Consider the following 16,221-nt stretch of genomic DNA (forward strand, 5'->3'; position numbering starts at 1 on the left):
GCCCGGTGCCCGTGGCTAATGTGGCCGGATGACTTCGACCGGCGAGACCACGTGGACCGAGCTGACCGGCCTGCCCCCGGAGCTGCTGGCCCTGGCCGAGCGGTGTTACGCGGCCGACGGCGGCATGCCGCTGGCGACCGACCCGGCGTTCCTGGGGCGGCGCTGGGCTTCGGCCTTCGGCCTCCGAGCGGGGGACGGCTCCCTGCTCGCCGCCGGGGCCGTCCGGCCCGGGCCGTTCTTCACCGGCCTGGTCGACCCTGACGCGCGGGGGCGCGGGCTCGGCGCCGAGGTCCTCGACCGCGGACTGGCCCTGGCCGCCGCGGCCGCGACCGGTGGCGGCGTCGTCACCGTCGAGTCCGAGACCATGACCGATGACGCGGCCGAGCTGTTCGAGTCGCGGGGGCTGCGGCAGACCTTCGCCGAGGACGTCATGCGCATCGACGACCTCGACCTGCCGCCGGTCGATTGGCCCGCGGGGGTGACCGTCACGGCCTGGGACGGCCCCGACGTCGCCCGGCGGTTCCACGCGACGTATCACGAGTCGTTCCGCGACCGGCCCGGCTTCCCGGGCGACCCGGCCGACGAGTGGATCGCCGAGAACGAGGAGGACGACGACTTCCTGCCCGGCTGCTCCCTGCTCGTGACGCTGCCCGACCTGGGCGACGCCGGCTTCGTCGTGGCCGCTCGCGGCTGGATCGTGCAGGCCGGCGTGGCCCCCTTCGCCCGGCGCCGGGGCCTCGCGGCGGCCCTGATCACCGAGTCGCTGAACCGCATGCGCTCCGCGGGCAAGGCCGACCACGCCTGGCTGACCGTCAACATCAACAACCCGGGGGCGGCGGCGCTCTACCGACGGCTGGGCTTCGAGGAGCGGGGGCTGCGGGCCCGTTACCAGCGACCCGTCTGATCGGCCCCGATCGGGGTACGCGCCCTGCATGATTCGCTGGGTGGACGCTTTTCTCGATCGGCCTCTCGGGAAGCTCGACGAGGCCGTCACGTTCTGGGCGACGGTCACCGGGTCCACGCCCGCACCGCAGAAAGACCCGGGGTTCGTACGGTTGCACACGGCGGCGGGCGACGACTGGCTCGAGATCCAGGGCGTCCGCTCGGGGCCCGGCGGTCACCACCCGGACATCTGGGTCGACGACCTCGCCGGCTTCAACGGCCGGGCCCTGTCGGCGGGCGCCACGGTGCGGGCCGACCACGGCGACTGGCAGACGCTCAGCTCCCCGGCCGGGCTGCCCTTCTGCACGGCGACCTGGCGTGATCAACACGTACGGCCGCGGCCGTACGGCGGGCCGGACGGGGTGACGCTGCGGCCGCACCAGCTCTGCTTCGACTTGGCCCCTTCGGCGTACGACCGTGAAGTGCGCTTCTGGCAGACGCTGACCGAGTGGGAGCTCGACGGGGGCGAGCAGGAAGACGAGTTCGTACGCCTGCAGCCGCGGCCCCCGATCCCGGTGCGGTTCCTGTTTCAGCGGCTCGGCTCGGACCGGGCGGCCTCGGTGCACCTGGACGTCTCGTGCTCCGACATTCCCGCGGGGCGCCGCTGGCACGAGTCTCTGGGGGCGACGTTTGTGGGGGAGTGGCCGCACTGGTCGACGTTCCGCGACCCGGCGGGCGGCATTTACTGCCTGACCAGCGGAGACCCCGCCACGGACTGACTGCTGTTGCCGCCCCGTTCGGTCAGTCGGTGAAGAAGTTGTGGTCCGGGCCGGGGCGCTCGCCTGCGGGAACGTCGAGGTAGTGCTCGACGAGCGGGGGCTTGGCGAAGTACGGGCCGATCCAGCCGCGCCACTGGTTGAAGCGTTCGGTGCCGCGGAAGTTCTGCTCGTGGGCTTCGACGTCGTCCCACTCGACCAGCAGCACGAACCTCGACGCCGACTCGATGCCGCGGGTCATGCGCACCGAGCGGCAGCCGGGCGTGGTCGCCAGGATCGGGTGGGCCATGGTGTAGGCGGCGGCGAAGGCGTCTTCGGAGCCGGGCGTGATGTCGATCAGGGCGACCTCGAGAACCATGCCTGGAGCCTGCCACAGACCCAACCGAACTAGCCTCCTAGGACGCCAAGAGAGCGCGAACGGCTGGGAGAGGGAGCGGTTGGGAGAGGGGAGCGGCCGGGAGGGAGCCGGCCGGAAGAGGGGAGCAGCTGGAAGAGGGAGCGGCCAGAAGAAGGAGCGGCCAGAAGAGGGGAGCAGCTGGAAGAGGGAGCGGCCAGAAGAGGGAGCGGCCGGGAGGGAGCCGCCTGAATTGGGAGACGGCTGGAAGAGGGAAGAGGAGTGAAGGTCTTGAGTGGGGATGGGCGGGAGGCCGCGGGGTAACGTGGAGGTGAGCATTTAGGGGGTGTTGGGGCGAGAGCCTCGACACGGTTTCCCGGGGTGCTCTGCCGTTGGGTCGTTCGATGCGACACAATGGCTGCCGTAGGAGGGGAGTATTCCCTCGTGTCGGTCTCGTCAACACGGAACGCCCACCCCCTGAGGGCGTGCCCGGGGCCGGCGGTCACCCGCGCGAGCAGGTGGCGGAAGAGACCTCCGACAGTCGCACGTCGCTGTTCCCGCCGATAACCCCCGGTGCGGGCGCAGCGCCGAACCGTGTCTGCCGGAGGTCATAGTTGAACATTTCCGCCTGGGTGTGGATCGTCACCCTGGTTGCCGTCGTTGTGGTGCTGGCGATCGACCTTCTGATCATCGGCCGGCGACCGCACGAGCCCTCGATGAAAGAGTCGGGCGGCTGGGTTGCTTTCTACATCGCCCTCGCGTTGGCGTTCGGCGGTGGTCTCTGGTTCTTCGCCGGAGCGGGGCCGGCCGCGGAGTTCTACACCGGCTGGCTGACCGAATACTCGCTGAGCGTCGACAACCTCTTCATCTTCATGATCATCATGGCTCGGTTCGCCGTGCCGCGGCAGTTCCAGCAGAAGGTGCTGCTCATCGGCATCGTGCTGGCCCTGGTGATGCGCGGCCTGTTCATCGCCGCCGGCGCCGCGCTGATCTCGCAGTTCTCGTGGGTGTTCTACATCTTCGGCGCGTTCCTCGTCTACACCGCGATCACCCTGCTCAAGGAGGGTGAGAACGACGAGGAGGACTTCAAGGAGAACGTGCTGATCCGGTGGGCCAAGCGCGCCCTGCCGGTGTCGTCGTCGTTCGACAGCGGCCGGATGACCGTGGTCACCGAGACCGGCAAGCGGCTGTTCACGCCGATGCTGATCGTCATGATCGCGATCGGCACGACGGACCTGCTGTTCGCGCTCGACTCGATTCCCGCGATCTTCGGCATCACCAAAGAGCCGTATCTGGTCTTCACGGCCAACGTGTTCGCGCTGATGGGCCTGCGCCAGCTGTTCTTCCTGCTCGGCGGACTGCTCGAACGCCTTGTCTACCTCAACTACGGCCTGGCCGCGGTGCTCGCCTTCATCGGCGTCAAGCTGTTCCTCGAGGCCCTGCACACCAACAACCTCGACTTCATCAACGGCGGCGACGGCGTCCACTGGGCCCCCGAGATCCCGATCTGGCTCTCGCTGCTGGTCATCATCGGCACCCTGGGCATCGCCACGATCCTGAGCCTGATGAAATCGTCCCGCGACCGCAAACGCGAACTAGTAGATTCAAAGTCTTAAATTCGATGTCCCGGCGGGGTGGTGGGTACGGACCGTCGCTCCCGCGGGGACCACGACACGGTGAGCTGGCCGCTGGCGCGTCCAGGGCGCTCACCGCGCCGCGGCGACGTGAGTGAGTGGTAACGCCCAAAAGCAAAAACGGCGGCCGCAGCGAAAGTGCTGCGGCCGCCGTTCTTGTGCCGGCTGTTACTGCTGGTGCTTGCGGCGGGCGGCGGCACGGCCACGGGTCTGCTGGTCGAGGACGACCTTGCGGATGCGGACCGCGGCCGGGGTGACCTCGACGCACTCGTCCTCGCGGCAGAACTCGAGGGCCTGCTCCAGGGAGAGCTTGCGCGGCGGGATCACCTTTTCGGTGTTGTCGGCGCTGGCCGCGCGCATGTTGGTGAGCTTCTTCTCCTTGGTGATGTTGACGTCCATGTCGTCCTCGCGGGAGTTCTCACCGATGATCATGCCCTCGTAGACCTCGGTGGTCGGCTCGACGAACAGCGAGCCGCGCTCCTGGATGTTGATCATGGCGAACGGGGTGACCACGCCGGCCCGGTCGGCCACCAGCGAGCCGTTGTTGCGGGTGCGCAGCTCGCCGAACCACGGCTCGTAGTCCTCGAACAGGTGGTGCATGATGCCGGTGCCGCGGGTCTCGGTCAGGAACTCCGTGCGGAAGCCGATCAGGCCGCGGGCGGGGACCAGCCACTCCATGCGCAGCCAGCCGGTGCCGTGGTTGATCAGCTCCTCCATCCGGCCCTTGCGGGTGGACAGCAGCGTGGTGATGGCGCCCATGTATTCGTCGGGGGCGTCGATCGTCAGGCGCTCGACCGGCTCGTGCAGCTTGCCGTCGATCGTCTTGGTGACCACCTGGGGCTTGCCCACGGTGAGCTCGTAGTTCTCGCGGCGCATCTGCTCGACCAGGATGGCCAGCGCGAGCTCGCCACGACCCTGCACCTCCCACGCGTCGGGGCGCTCGGTCGGCAGGACCCGCAGCGAGACGTTACCGATCAGCTCGCGGTCGAGGCGGTCCTTGACCATGCGGGCCGTGACCTTGGCCCCCTTGACCTTGCCGACCAGCGGCGACGTGTTGGTGCCGAGGACCATCGAGATGGCCGGCTCGTCGACCGTGATCAGGGGCAGCGGCCGGGGGTCGTCGGCGTCGGCCAGCGTCTCACCGATCATGATGTCGGCGATGCCGGCCACGGCCATGATGTCGCCCGGGCCCGCGCTCTCGGCGGGCTTGCGGTCGAGGCCCTCGGTGATCAGCAGCTCGGAGATGCGGACGTTGCTGATCGTGCCGTCGGTCTTGCACCAGGCCACGGTCTGGCCCTTGCGGATCGTGCCCTCGTGCACCCGGCACAGCGCGAGCCGGCCGAGGAAGTTCGAGGCGTCGAGGTTGACGACGTGCGCCTGGAGCGGGGCGCCCTCGGTGTAGGTGGGCGCGGGGATGGTCTCGAGGATCGTGCTGAACAGCACCTCGAGGTCGGTCGAGTCCTCCGGGACGGTGCCGTCCTTGGGCTGGGTCAGCGAGGCGATGCCGTCGCGGGCGCAGGCGTAGACGATCGGGAACTCGATCTGGTGCTCGTCGGCGTCGAGGTCGAGGAAGAGCTCGTACGTCTCGTCGACGACCTCCTTGATGCGGGCGTCGGGCCGGTCGACCTTGTTGATGATCAGGATGATCGGGAGCTTGGCCGCGAGCGCCTTGCGCAGCACGAAGCGGGTCTGCGGGAGCGGGCCCTCGGAGGCGTCGACGAGCAGGGCGACGCCGTCGACCATGGTGAGGCCGCGCTCGACCTCACCGCCGAAGTCGGCGTGACCCGGGGTGTCGATGATGTTGATGGTGACGGGGTCACCCTCGGCGGGCTGGTAGCTGATCGCCGTGTTCTTGGCGAGAATGGTGATGCCCTTTTCCCGCTCCAGGTCCATGGAGTCCATGACGCGGTCGGCCATCTCGCCGCGCGCGTGGGACTGGCTGCCCTGGCGCAACATGGCGTCGACCAGGGTGGTTTTGCCATGGTCGACGTGAGCGATGATGGCGACGTTGCGTAGGTCGGTGCGGGTCTGCATACCTCTATTGTCCCCGGTCCAGGTTGCAGTCCCGGGTCGGGGTTCGATCGACGTTTCAGCCCTGCTTTAAGGGTGCAGCGGCCGGGCTCGGACGAGGGCTAGCGTGCCCCCACAACAGTGCGAACGGGGGAGGGCGATCGGGTTGATGGCACGAAGACTGCAGGTGGGTGCGGCGCTGGCGGCGCTGGTCATGGTGGGCGGCTGCGGACTGGTCGGCGGTGACGACAACGAGGCGGCCGCGCCGGTGGTGTCCGAGACGACCGCCGTCGCCGCGGAGCCCGAGTTCGAGCCGATCACCGAGTCGCCCACGCCTTCGCCCACGGTCACCACTGCCGCGCCGAAGCCTAAAAAGACGACAAAAGCCCCGAAAGCCGCCGAGCCGACCCAGCCCGCGTTCTGGAGCGAGCTGCCCGCGTGCGCGCACTACGACAAGACGAAGCCGGTCGCCAAGAAGACGGTCAAGAAGGCGCTCAAATCGGCCTCGTCGCGCGTCTACTGGCGTACGGAAGCGCCGTCTTTGAAGTTGAACTATCCGCTGGTCAAGGCCATTGCCTGGCAGGAGAGCGGCTGGCAGACCAACATCCACAACTGTGACGGCGGCACCGGGGTCATGCAGGTCATGCCGGACACGGTCGACTTCGTCAACAACCGGTTCGGCCTCGAGTACGACGCCAAGGACTACAAGGACAACGCGTATGCCGGGGCCAACTACATCGCCTGGTTCACGCGCTGGGCGGGGCAGAACTACTTCAAGGAGAACTACAACCTGAACACGAGCAAGTGCAAGTCGCACACCTCGTGGTGCCTGCTCAACGTGGTGATCTCGGGCTACAACGCGGGCCAGGGCGCGATCGAGGCCGCCGCCGAGACCAAGACCCTGCCCAACCCGGAGTACGTGGCGGCGGTGCGCTCGCTGATGAGCCGGTGCGAGTGCGACCAGTTCTGAGGGTCGAGATACACTAGTGGGCAGTACCCGAGGCCCATTTTGACCCGCTTATCGCGGCGAGTGTAAGGTCTCGGGGTTGTCGTGTGTTAGTAGCTGGCGAGCTGCGTCATTAAGCTTGCAGCTCACCCTAAGGAGCCCTACGCAATGCCGCCCAAGAAAAAGACTCATGAGGTAACCCTCGCGCTTGAGGCGGGTAACGCCGCGATGGTCGACCTCGGCAAGATGCTTGGTCCGACCGGGGCCAACATGCGTGCCGTGAAGGTGGAGTACGACGAGGCGACCTCGAAGAACCGTGGCGAGATCATCCCGGTCATCGTCTCGGTCTACGAGGACCGCAGCCACACGCTGGCCTACAAGACGCCGCCGACCAGCTTCCTGATCCGCAAGGCTCTGGGCATCCAGTCGGGCGCGTCCAACCCGCTGACCCAGACCGTGGGCACGCTGAGCGCGACGCAGGTCAAGGAGATCGCCGAGCGCAAGCTCCCCGACCTCAACGCGAACGACATCGACGCCGCGATCCAGATCGTCTCCGGCACCGCCCGCTCCATGGGCGTGAAGGTCAACGTCTGATCCAGGCTTTGAAGAACGGGCCCCGGGGTGATCCCGGGGCCCGTTTTTTCATGCCTTGCCGAGGATTACGCCTTGCCGAGGATCTCGTCGATCAGCCCGTATTCCAGGGCCTCCTGCGCGGTCAGGCTGCGGCCGGCGGACATGTCGTCCTCGACGCGGCTGCGGGACTGACCCGTCACCTCGACCAGCCGCAGCGTGATCTCCTCGAGCTCCCGCAGATGCTGCCCGGCGGCCCGGGCCACCTCGTCGGCGGTGCCGGTGACGCCGGCCGAGCGGGGCTCGTTGAGCTTGAACCGGGCATGCCTGTACGCCGCGCGGCGCTCGGCCGCGGCCAGCAGGGCCACGACGGCGCCACCGGCCTGCGACGTGACGATGGCCTGCACGGGAGCGGCCATCGAGTCGATCACGTCGATGACCGAGAGCGTGGCCCCCAGCTCGCCGCCGGGGCTGGCCACATGCAGCTGAACCGGGGCCGGGCCGTGCGCGTCGAGCGTCATCAGGGCCGCGGCGATGCCCGAGGCGGCCTCCGAGCTGAGCTGCCCGCGGACCATCACGATCCGCTGGTCGAAGAGCTTCTCCTCGAGCCAGCCGGGCAACCCCGGCTGCGCGGGCTCCGGCGACTGCGGCTGACCCCATCGCATCGGATCGTGGCGCATCTCCACCGACATACCTCCCAGGCCGAGTGCCCTCCAGCCTAATCAGACCCTCCGGCCTCGACTTCCCCTTCCGCTGAGGGCTGAGAGCGCGGCCGGGCGGGTTGGCGGGCCGGCCGCGCTGAGCGAGGCCTGCCCTACGCGGGCGAAGGGCCAAGGGGCGCGTGCGAGTGAGGTGGAGCTGGCGCGGAAGGGTTGCCCTGGTCGAGGGGAAGTGCTTGCGTGGGAGTGATGCGGGCCACAGCGGAAGGGCAGGGCTATGAGCGAGGCGTTGCGGGTGGAGCCGGGCAGGACGGCGGTTGTGCTGATCGAGTATCAGAACGAGTTCACTTCTGAGGGGGGCGTTCTGCATCCGGCCGTGTCGGCGGTGATGGACAAGACCGACTTCATTCTGCGCAGCAAGGGCATCGACACGGTCATTCTCGGCGGCTTCCTGACCAACTGCTGCGTCGAATCGACCATGCGCAGCGCCTACGAGAACGGCTATCGGGTGATCACGCTGACCGACTGCATGGCCGCCACCTCGCCCGAGGAGCACGACAACGCCATCGCGTACAACTTCCCGATGTTCTCGTTGCCGATGGAATCGACCGAAGTGGTAAAGGCCCTGTAACGGACGCCGTCTAGATTCCGGCCATGCCAGGACCCCGCCGCCGATCGATCCTGATCTCGCTGCTGACGGACCGGTCACGAGCACCGCACGACCCGGGCGGCCCGCAGAACGAGCTGCGCCGCATCATCCTGGACGGGCAGGTGCCGCCGGGGTCGGCCATCCCCGTCGACGCGGTGGCGGCCGCGTTCGGGGTGAGCCGGATCCCCGTACGGGAAGCTCTGATGACCTTGATCGGGGAGGGGCTGGTCGATCACCGGCCCAACGGCGGGTATCGCGTGGCCATGATGACGGCGCACGAGTTCGCGGAGATCTATCTGGTGCGGGAGGCACTGGAGACGGCCGGGCTGCGGGTGGCCGTCGAACGGGCGGGCGCGGACGACGACGACCAGGCGCGGTCGGCGCTGCGGGCCTTGGACGAGGCCATCACCGCGTACGACGGAAGGGTTTATCACCGGGAAAGCCGGCGCTTCCACCTCGCGCTGATCAGGCCGTGCCGGATGCGCCGGCTGCTGCACATGCTCGACCTGGCCTGGAACCAGACCGAGCCGCTGCAGCCGATGTCGCATCTGGACAGCTCCGAGCGCGAGCAGCTGCACGCCGACCACGCCGGCATGCTGGCCGCCTTCTGCGCGCGCGACACCGAGGCGCTGATCACCGTGTTCGCCGCCCATCACCACCGGCTGCAGACCGCGATCGGGGCCCTGCCGCACGACACGGGGCTGTTCGAGCCGGAAGATATACAGTTCCGCTCATCTATGTGAAACAGCCGATACCTAGCGTCACGCTATGGCCGACATCACAGCGAGCAAGCCCCAGGACGTGGTCGAAGCCGCCGGCATGCCGGTGGGCAGCGGCGTCATCAAACCCTCGTACGATCCCCGTCTGACGAACGAGGATCTCGCGCCCCTGCGCAAACAGCATTGGGGTTCGTACAACATCTTCGCGTTCTGGATGTCCGACGTGCACAGCGTCGGCGGCTACGTGACCGCGGGCAGCCTGTTCGCGCTGGGCCTGTCGAGCTGGCAGGTGCTCGTCTCGCTGGTCGTCGGCATCACGATCGTCTACTTCTTCTGCAACCTCGTGGCCAAGCCGAGCCAGGTCACCGGCGTGCCCTATCCGGTGATCAACCGGGCCGCGTTCGGGGTGCTCGGCGCGAACGTGCCCGCCATCATCCGGGGCGCGATCGCGGTCGCCTGGTACGGCATCCAGACCTACCTGGCCTCGGCCGCGCTCGACGTCGTGGTCCTCAAGTTCTGGCCCGGCCTGGCCCCGTACGCCGATGTCGACCAGTACGGCTTCCTCGGCCTGCCGCTGCTCGGGTGGTGCACGTACGCGCTGCTCTGGGTCTTGCAGGCGGCCGTGTTCTGGACCGGCATGGAGACCATCCGCAAGTTCATCGACTTCTGCGGCCCGGCCGTCTACGTCGTGATGATCCTGCTCTGCGGCTACCTGATCTACAAGGCGGGCTGGGATCAGATCGACCTCAACCTGGGCGACGTGAAATATCACGGCTGGGACGCGGTGCCGGTCATGCTGGGCGCGATCGCTCTCGTCGTCTCGTACTTCTCCGGCCCGATGCTCAACTTCGGCGACTTCTCCCGCTACGGCAAGTCGTTCCAAGCCGTCAAGCGGGGCAACCTGCTCGGCCTGCCGCTGAACTTCCTGTTCTTCGCGATCCTGGTCGTCGTGACCGCGTCGCTGACCCTGCCGGTCTTCGGCGAACTGATCACCGACCCGGTCGAGACGGTGTCGCGCATCGACAGCACGTTCGCGATCGCCCTGGGCGCGCTGACCTTCACGATCGCCACCATCGGCATCAACATCGTCGCCAACTTCATCTCGCCCGCGTTCGACTTCTCCAACGTCAGCCCGCAGCGGATCAGCTGGCGGGCCGGCGGCATGATCGCCGCGGTCGGGTCGGTGCTGCTCACCCCGTGGAACCTCTACAACAACCCGGACGTCATCCACTACACGCTGGAGACGCTGGGCGCCTTCATCGGGCCGCTGTTCGGCGTGCTGATCGCCGACTACTACCTGATCCGCAAGCAGCAGGTCGACGTCGACGCCATGTTCACGATGTCGCCCGAGGGCCGCTACCACTATCGGCGCGGATACCACCCGCCGGCGATCATCGCCACGGCCGTCGGCGCGGTGATCGCGATGATCCCGGTGCTGTGGACCGGCGGGCCCGGCATGCACACCACGGCTCAGTACAGCTGGTTCATCGGGATGGGGCTGGGCTTCCTCGTCTACCTCGGGCTGACCCGCCGGACCCGCGGCGCATGAGGATCCGGGTCGTCAACCCCAACACCACGGAGTCGATGACCGCGCTGATCGCGGCGAGTGCCCGGGCCGTGGCCGGTCCGGGCACCGTCGTCGAGGCGGTCACGTCGGCCATGGGCCCGGCCTCGATCGAGAGCCACTACGACGAGGCGCTCGCGGTGCCCGGCATCCTGGCCGCGCTGGCGGGGGCCGACGGTTACGTGCTGGCCTGCTTCGGCGACCCCGGCCTGGACGCCGCACGCGAGGTGGCGACCGGTCCGGTGGTCGGCATCGCCGAGGCCGCGATGCATGCGGCGACGATGGTCGGGCGCGGTTTCAGCGTGGTGACAACCCTTTCCCGTACGCGGGGACGCGCGCTCGACCTGGCCGCGCGCTACGTGTCGCCGGGCGCCTGCCGCGGGGTGCACGCCTGCGACATCCCCGTCCTCGAGCTCGATCGGGACCCGGCCGCGCGCAAGGAGGTCGTCGCGCTCGCCCGGCACGCCCTCGAGCACGACGACTCGGACGTGATCGTGCTGGGCTGCGCGGGCATGGCCGGCTTCGCCGCTCAGGCCTCCGACGAGCTCGGCGTGCCGGTGATCGACGGGGTCGCCGCGGCCACCGTCCTGGTGCAGTCGCTGCTCACGCTGGGGCTGCGGACGTCGGCTCGGGGAGAATTAGCGCCGCCGCCGGCGAAGAGCTACTCAGGCCTGCTGCGGCAGTTCGGGCGGCCGTGAGGGTCTTGTCGGCGAACATCTCGGCGTCGGCCGCCGCCAGCAGCGCCTCCGCCTCCGGGTGCTGCGCGGCGGCGGCCCAGCCCACGCTCACGCCGATCGGATAGCTCTCCTCACCCCGGCGTACGGGCTCGGCGGCCAGCGCCCGCAGCCGCTCGGCCAGGGCCCGGGCCCCCGGCTCGCCCGGCACCTCCTCGGCCAGCACCACGAACTCGTCGCCGCCGAGCCGCGCGGCCACGTCACCCGGGCGCAGCGCGGCCACCAGCCGGCGGGCGAACTCGACCAGCACGAAGTCGCCCGCGGCGTGCCCGAACTTGTCGTTGACCTGCTTGAAGCCGTTCAGGTCGAGATAGAACAACACCGGCCCGTACGGGTCCTCGCGCGACCCGGACAGCAGCAGTTCCAGCCGCGAGCGCAGCGCCGGCCGGTTGGCCAGCCCGGTCAGCTGGTCGTGCTCGGCCTGATGGGCCAGCGCGGCCCGGATCCGTTCCTGCTCGCGCACCACGAACACGAACCGCACCAGGATCAGCGTCGTCATCAGCACCACCGACACGATCAGCGACACCCGGCTCAGCGTGCTCTCGAAACTGCGCAGCCCGGCCATCGTCGGCAGCACCAGCAGCGCGGCGCCCAGGAAGACCACGCGGGCCGGGTGCAGCCGCTGCTCCCGGGCGGCCCGGTCGGCGATCCGGCCCGCGTCGCGATGCACCAGGGCCGCCACCAGCAGGCTGTTGGCCAGCAGCAGCACCCCGTCGAGGCGCTCGGCCTGCAGCGAGCGGGACAGGCTGGGGAACAGCTCGGGCAGCGTCGAGATGCCGACGTCGCCGATCAGGGTCAGGGCCAGCGCCGCCATCAGGTACGGCGTCGGGCCGCGCTTGGTGCCCGGGGCCAGCACCAGCACGGCGATCGCGGCGAACAGCAGCACGTCGCCGAACGGATAGAACGCGGCCACCGCCACCTGCAGCGACAGCCGCTCGTGCTCGGCCGCCGGCAGGATGATGAACTGCCAGCACAGCCAGGCCATCACGATCGCCATCACGAGCCCGTCGAGCAGGCCCTCCCGCAGCCGCCCGGGCGCGCGCAGCTGGGTGAGCCGGATCAGTCCCGCCGCCAGCAGCGGATATCCCGAGATCCAGAGCAGGTCGGACGGGCTGACCTCGCCCAGGGTGGTGACCCGGCTCAGCACGTCGTAGAGCACGTCACCGGCGAGCCAGACCGACAGCGCGCCCACGATGAGGGCGTACCCGGAGCGGGTCGGGCCGCGCAGCGTCCGCAACCGCACCCAGGCCAGCCCGACGATGACCGCGAAGGCCAGCAGATACGACCAGTGCGCCGCCGCGGTGCCGGGCGCCACCGCCGGCACCGCCCCGGCCACCAGCGCGAACGCGGGCACGAGCAGGGCCGGCACACGTCTCATATGCTGCCCATCGGCCCCCCGGCGCCCGGTCGTAGAGAATCGCTCAGTCTGGTCCCGGCAAGGTATTGTCTAGTCTGTCTAGACAATACCTTGGAGGCCCCGATGCGTTGGCAAGTCCAAGAGGCCAAACAGCGGTTCAGTGAAGTGCTGCGTGCGGCCGAGAACGGAGAGCCGCAGATCGTCACCAAACACGGCGAGGAAGTCGCCGTCGTCATCGACATCGCCGAGTATCGGAGGCTCCGAGGCGAGTCGGTAGGACTCATGGACTACCTGATCGCAGACCCGGTCGACGACATCGATCTCGACGCGGAGATCGGCCGGTCAGCCGAGCAACCGCGCGACGTCGACCTGGCCGGCTGACCGTGGCCTTCCTGCTCGCTACCAACGTCGTCTCCGAGCTGCGAAAAAGCTCCCCGAATCCTCGCGTTCTGGGGTGGCAGGCCGCTCACAGTCGCGCTGTCGTCTATCTCAGCACCATGGTTGTGGGCGAGATCCGGCGCGGCATCGAACGGGTCCGCCCGCGTGATCCGAAGCAGGCCGACGTCCTGGAGCGCTGGCTGAGCGGACTGACCACCTCATACGGTGACCGGCTGCTGCCCGTCACCGCGCAGATCGCCGAGGAGTGGGGCCGGATGAGCGCCACCCCGGAACCGCCGCCGATCATCGACGGCCTCATGGCCGCCACGGCCCGCGTTCACGGCCTGGCCCTGGTCACGCGCAACGTCGCCGACGTGTCCCGCACCGGTGTCACCGTGGTCAACCCGTTCGACTGACCGGGGCTACCAGCCGCGGGAGCGCCATTCGGCCAGGTGGGGGCGTTCGGCGCCGAGGGTGGAGTCTTTGCCGTGGCCGGGGTAGAACCAGGTGTCGTCGGGGAGGCGGTCGAAGAGTTTGCGTTCGACGTCGGTGATCAGAGACTCGAAGTTCGCCTTGTTCTTCCGGGTGTTGCCGACGCCGCCGGGGAAGAGGCTGTCGCCCGTCCAGAGGTGGGCCGAGCCGTTCGGGTCCTGATAGAGCAGCGCGATCGAGCCCGGCGTGTGGCCGACCAGCTGGATCACCTCGAGCGTGGCCCCGCCCACCGTGATGTGCTCGCCGTCCCGCAGGGTGCGGTTGACCAGGGGGATCTCGGCGGCGTCGTCGATGTGGGCCAGCGACTCGGCGCCGGTGGCCGCGACCACGTCCTCGAGCGCCTGCCAGTGGTCGGCGTGGCGGTGGGTGGTCACGATCGTGCTCAGGCCGGCCTCGCCGACCAGGGCGGTCAGCGTCTCGTCGTCGTTGGCCGCGTCGATCAGCAGCTGCTCGTCGCCGCTGCGCAGCAGGTAGGCGTTGTTGTCCATCGGGCCGACCGACACCTTGGTGATGGTCAGGCCGCCCAGCTCGCGGACGTCGGGGGCGCCGCCCTTGGTGACTTCTCCGGTGTAGGCCATTACTTCCACCTCTTCGGTTTGGGGAGCTCGCCGTCGGGCGAGACGGTCAGGTCGGTGCCGTCGCCCCGGCCGGTCAGCCAGGCCGCGATCGACTTGGTGGGCCCGCCGACGACCGGGGGCTCCGGCCCGTCGCCGATCGGCAGCACGTGGTCGATGCCGTACGGCCGCAGGTGCATGACGGGCCAGTCGGCGCCGGCCCCGGCCGCGACCTCGCGCAGCAGGCGCAGCGCGAACGCGTCGGTCCAGTCGGCGGGCGTGTAGGCCGCGCCGAGGTCGACGTGGTGCACGGTCACCTCGCGCAGCCTGGTCCAGGGCACCGCCGCGGCCGACTGCCCCAGCCAGGGCAGCGGGAACGCCCAGGCCCCGGCGGGCATGGCCGCCCCGGCGTCGGCGAACCGGTCGTGCGCGGCCCGGATGTCTTCGAGCTGCTCGCGCAGGGGACGGCCGGCGCCCTCCTCGATGCCCGCGTCGCGCGCCTGCGGGGACGCGTACGGCGGGGTCTCGACGCCCGTGCGGGCCCAGGTCAGCAGGTTGGTCAGCGCGTCGGCGTTGCGGGCCACGTGGGTCAGCACGTGGCCGACCGTCCAGCCGGGCAGCCGCGACGGCGTGCCCACCGCGGCCGGGTCGAGGTCGGCCGCCGTGCGCAGCAGGTCTTCGGTCGCCCGGTCAACGTCGGTCAACATGACGAGCGGATCCATAGTCACCCGGAGAACCCTAGTGGGTCGGAATTCGCTTTCGCTCGCGTAGGCGCGGCCGTACCGTCGGTCGAGACGCGCCGATCAGATCCCGCGGAGGAGGTGGGGAGCGTGCTGTTCGTCTTGGCGTCCCTTCACCCGGAGGCTGCCGCCTGACCTCGCCGGTCCGGCTGTCTCCCCGTTCGGCGAATCGAGTTTCCATGGCACACGAGCTGTCCCAGCTGGGCTGGGACGAGTCCCTCGCATCCGCATATCGCCCCTACGACCGTTCCGACGCCACCCCGGGCCGCGTGCTGCGGGCCGACCGCGGCGTCTGCACCGTGCTCGGCTCCGGCGGGGTCACCCGGGCCAGCCTCAGCGGCGGGGTGCTGCTCGGCGCCGCCCGCGATCCCGCCCTGCTGCCCTGCGCCGGCGACTGGGTGGTGCTGCGACATTGGCCCGATCGCCGCGTGACCGCCGAGGCGGTGCTGCCCCGGCGTACGTGTCTGATCCGCCGCACCTCCGACAAGGACAGCACGGGTCAGGTGCTCGCCGCGAACATGGACACCGTGGCCGTGGTGGAGCCGATCCACCCCGAACCGGACGACGCCCGCATCGAGCGCCTGCTCGCCCTGGCCTGGGAGTCCGGCGCGAAACCGCTGATCGTGCTGACCAAATCCGACACCTCGGCCGATCCCGAGGCCATCCGCCGCCAGGTCGAGGAGATCGCGCCCGGCGTCCCGGTGCTCGCGCTGAGCGTCCGGCGGGGTCAAAACCTTCAACTGCTTTCCCCGTACGCCGGGAAGGGCCGCACCCTGGCCCTGCTCGGGCGCTCCGGGGCGGGCAAGTCGACGCTGGTCAACGCCCTGGCCGGCACCCCGGTCATGCCGGTACAGCAGATCCGCGACGTGGACGGCAAGGGCCGGCACACCACCGCGTACCGCAATCTCGTCCTCCTGCCCGAGGGCGGCGCGGTGCTCGACACCCCCGGCATCCGCGGGGTCGGCCTGCTCGACACGGCCGAGGGGCTGAGCCGCGCGTTCGCCGACATCACCGAGCTGGCCGCCGGGTGCCGGTTCGACGACTGCCGGCACGACGCCGAGCCCGGCTGCGCGGTCGTGCCGGCCGCGGCCGACGGGTCGCTGGCGCCGCGGCGGCTGGCCGGCTGGCGCAAGCTCCGGCAGGAGATCGAGGTGGAATCGGCACGTCAAGCGGCCCGGCTGGCGGGCGCGGCCGGTCACCGCCGCAGGCGTTCCTGACAGACC

18 protein-coding genes are annotated in these 16,221 nt (G+C 69.6%); 12 read left to right on the forward strand and 6 right to left on the reverse strand.

From position 1 onward, the window contains the following. Positions 1-28: 28 nt before the first annotated feature. Positions 29-904: a GNAT family N-acetyltransferase gene (locus tag JKJ07_RS20410; protein WP_202993168.1), complete on the forward strand. Its 876-nt coding sequence runs from the start codon at positions 29-31 to the stop codon at positions 902-904. A 28-nt stretch (positions 905-932) separates the two neighbouring features. Further along, the gene (locus JKJ07_RS20415) at positions 933-1,661 is read left to right on the forward strand and encodes a VOC family protein (protein ID WP_202993169.1); all 729 of its coding nucleotides are present in this window, start codon (positions 933-935) and stop codon (positions 1,659-1,661) included. Between the two features lie 22 nt (positions 1,662-1,683). Here the strand turns inward: JKJ07_RS20415 and JKJ07_RS20420 are convergent, their stop codons facing one another. Further along, positions 1,684-2,016, reverse strand: a complete 333-nt coding sequence (locus JKJ07_RS20420) for an antibiotic biosynthesis monooxygenase family protein (RefSeq protein WP_202993170.1) — start codon at positions 2,014-2,016, stop codon at positions 1,684-1,686. Positions 2,017-2,606: 590 nt separating this feature from the next. Here JKJ07_RS20420 and JKJ07_RS20425 point away from each other — a divergent pair. Then, a complete protein-coding gene (locus JKJ07_RS20425; RefSeq protein ID WP_202993171.1) occupies positions 2,607-3,608 on the forward strand; it encodes a TerC family protein in 1,002 nt (333 codons plus the stop codon). Positions 3,609-3,794: 186 nt separating this feature from the next. Here the strand turns inward: JKJ07_RS20425 and typA are convergent, their stop codons facing one another. After that, the gene (gene typA / locus JKJ07_RS20430; RefSeq protein ID WP_202993172.1) at positions 3,795-5,660 is read right to left on the reverse strand and encodes a translational GTPase TypA; all 1,866 of its coding nucleotides are present in this window, start codon (positions 5,658-5,660) and stop codon (positions 3,795-3,797) included. Between the two features lie 145 nt (positions 5,661-5,805). On the opposite strand from typA, the gene JKJ07_RS20435 reads away from it, so the two are divergent. Both JKJ07_RS20435 and JKJ07_RS20440 read left to right on the forward strand, forming a co-directional pair. Next, on the forward strand, positions 5,806-6,606 hold the full coding sequence (locus JKJ07_RS20435; RefSeq protein WP_202993173.1) for a lytic transglycosylase domain-containing protein: 801 nt from the start codon (positions 5,806-5,808) through the stop codon (positions 6,604-6,606). Positions 6,607-6,750: 144 nt separating this feature from the next. Continuing rightward, complete coding sequence (locus JKJ07_RS20440) at positions 6,751-7,176, forward strand: uL11 family ribosomal protein (protein WP_202993174.1); 426 nt, start codon at positions 6,751-6,753, stop codon at positions 7,174-7,176. A 65-nt stretch (positions 7,177-7,241) separates the two neighbouring features. Here JKJ07_RS20440 and JKJ07_RS20445 read toward each other — a convergent pair whose 3' ends face one another. After that, positions 7,242-7,832: an ATP-dependent Clp protease proteolytic subunit gene (locus JKJ07_RS20445; RefSeq protein ID WP_236029627.1), complete on the reverse strand. Its 591-nt coding sequence runs from the start codon at positions 7,830-7,832 to the stop codon at positions 7,242-7,244. Positions 7,833-8,088: 256 nt separating this feature from the next. On the opposite strand from JKJ07_RS20445, the gene JKJ07_RS20450 reads away from it, so the two are divergent. The 4 genes from JKJ07_RS20450 to JKJ07_RS20465 are packed head-to-tail and all read left to right on the forward strand — an operon-like array spanning position 8,089 to position 11,441. Next, positions 8,089-8,442, forward strand: a complete 354-nt coding sequence (locus tag JKJ07_RS20450; RefSeq protein ID WP_202993176.1) for a cysteine hydrolase family protein — start codon at positions 8,089-8,091, stop codon at positions 8,440-8,442. Positions 8,443-8,465: 23 nt separating this feature from the next. Then, the gene (locus tag JKJ07_RS20455; protein ID WP_202993177.1) at positions 8,466-9,203 is read left to right on the forward strand and encodes a GntR family transcriptional regulator; all 738 of its coding nucleotides are present in this window, start codon (positions 8,466-8,468) and stop codon (positions 9,201-9,203) included. Between the two features lie 25 nt (positions 9,204-9,228). After that, positions 9,229-10,728, forward strand: coding sequence for an NCS1 family nucleobase:cation symporter-1 (locus tag JKJ07_RS20460; protein WP_236029347.1), 1,500 nt, complete (start codon positions 9,229-9,231; stop codon positions 10,726-10,728). After that, positions 10,725-11,441, forward strand: coding sequence for an aspartate/glutamate racemase family protein (locus tag JKJ07_RS20465; protein ID WP_202993178.1), 717 nt, complete (start codon positions 10,725-10,727; stop codon positions 11,439-11,441). Before JKJ07_RS20460 ends, JKJ07_RS20465 begins: the two co-directional genes overlap by 4 nt. Here the strand turns inward: JKJ07_RS20465 and JKJ07_RS20470 are convergent. Continuing rightward, a complete protein-coding gene (locus JKJ07_RS20470; protein WP_202993179.1) occupies positions 11,347-12,855 on the reverse strand; it encodes a GGDEF domain-containing protein in 1,509 nt (502 codons plus the stop codon). The two genes, JKJ07_RS20465 and JKJ07_RS20470, sit on opposite strands and share 95 nt — an antisense overlap. Positions 12,856-12,957: 102 nt before the next feature. Between JKJ07_RS20470 and JKJ07_RS20475 the strand changes: the two genes are divergently transcribed. Next, a complete protein-coding gene (locus JKJ07_RS20475; RefSeq protein ID WP_202993180.1) occupies positions 12,958-13,215 on the forward strand; it encodes a type II toxin-antitoxin system Phd/YefM family antitoxin in 258 nt (85 codons plus the stop codon). Positions 13,216-13,217: 2 nt separating this feature from the next. After that, positions 13,218-13,628, forward strand: coding sequence for a type II toxin-antitoxin system VapC family toxin (locus JKJ07_RS20480; RefSeq protein ID WP_202993181.1), 411 nt, complete (start codon positions 13,218-13,220; stop codon positions 13,626-13,628). A 6-nt stretch (positions 13,629-13,634) separates the two neighbouring features. Here JKJ07_RS20480 and JKJ07_RS20485 read toward each other — a convergent pair whose 3' ends face one another. Together JKJ07_RS20485 and JKJ07_RS20490 are read right to left on the reverse strand one after the other, a co-directional pair. After that, complete coding sequence (locus JKJ07_RS20485; RefSeq protein ID WP_202993182.1) at positions 13,635-14,282, reverse strand: MBL fold metallo-hydrolase; 648 nt, start codon at positions 14,280-14,282, stop codon at positions 13,635-13,637. After that, positions 14,282-14,986: a maleylpyruvate isomerase family mycothiol-dependent enzyme gene (locus JKJ07_RS20490; protein WP_202993183.1), complete on the reverse strand. Its 705-nt coding sequence runs from the start codon at positions 14,984-14,986 to the stop codon at positions 14,282-14,284. Before JKJ07_RS20490 ends, JKJ07_RS20485 begins: the two co-directional genes overlap by 1 nt. A 191-nt stretch (positions 14,987-15,177) precedes the next feature. On the opposite strand from JKJ07_RS20490, the gene rsgA reads away from it, so the two are divergent. Further along, positions 15,178-16,215, forward strand: a complete 1,038-nt coding sequence (gene rsgA / locus JKJ07_RS20495) for a ribosome small subunit-dependent GTPase A (RefSeq protein WP_202993184.1) — start codon at positions 15,178-15,180, stop codon at positions 16,213-16,215. Positions 16,216-16,221: the final 6 nt, after the last annotated feature.

It is taken from the genome of Paractinoplanes lichenicola (assembly GCF_016785085.1).
Classification (GTDB): Bacteria; Actinomycetota; Actinomycetes; order Mycobacteriales; family Micromonosporaceae; genus Actinoplanes; species Actinoplanes lichenicola.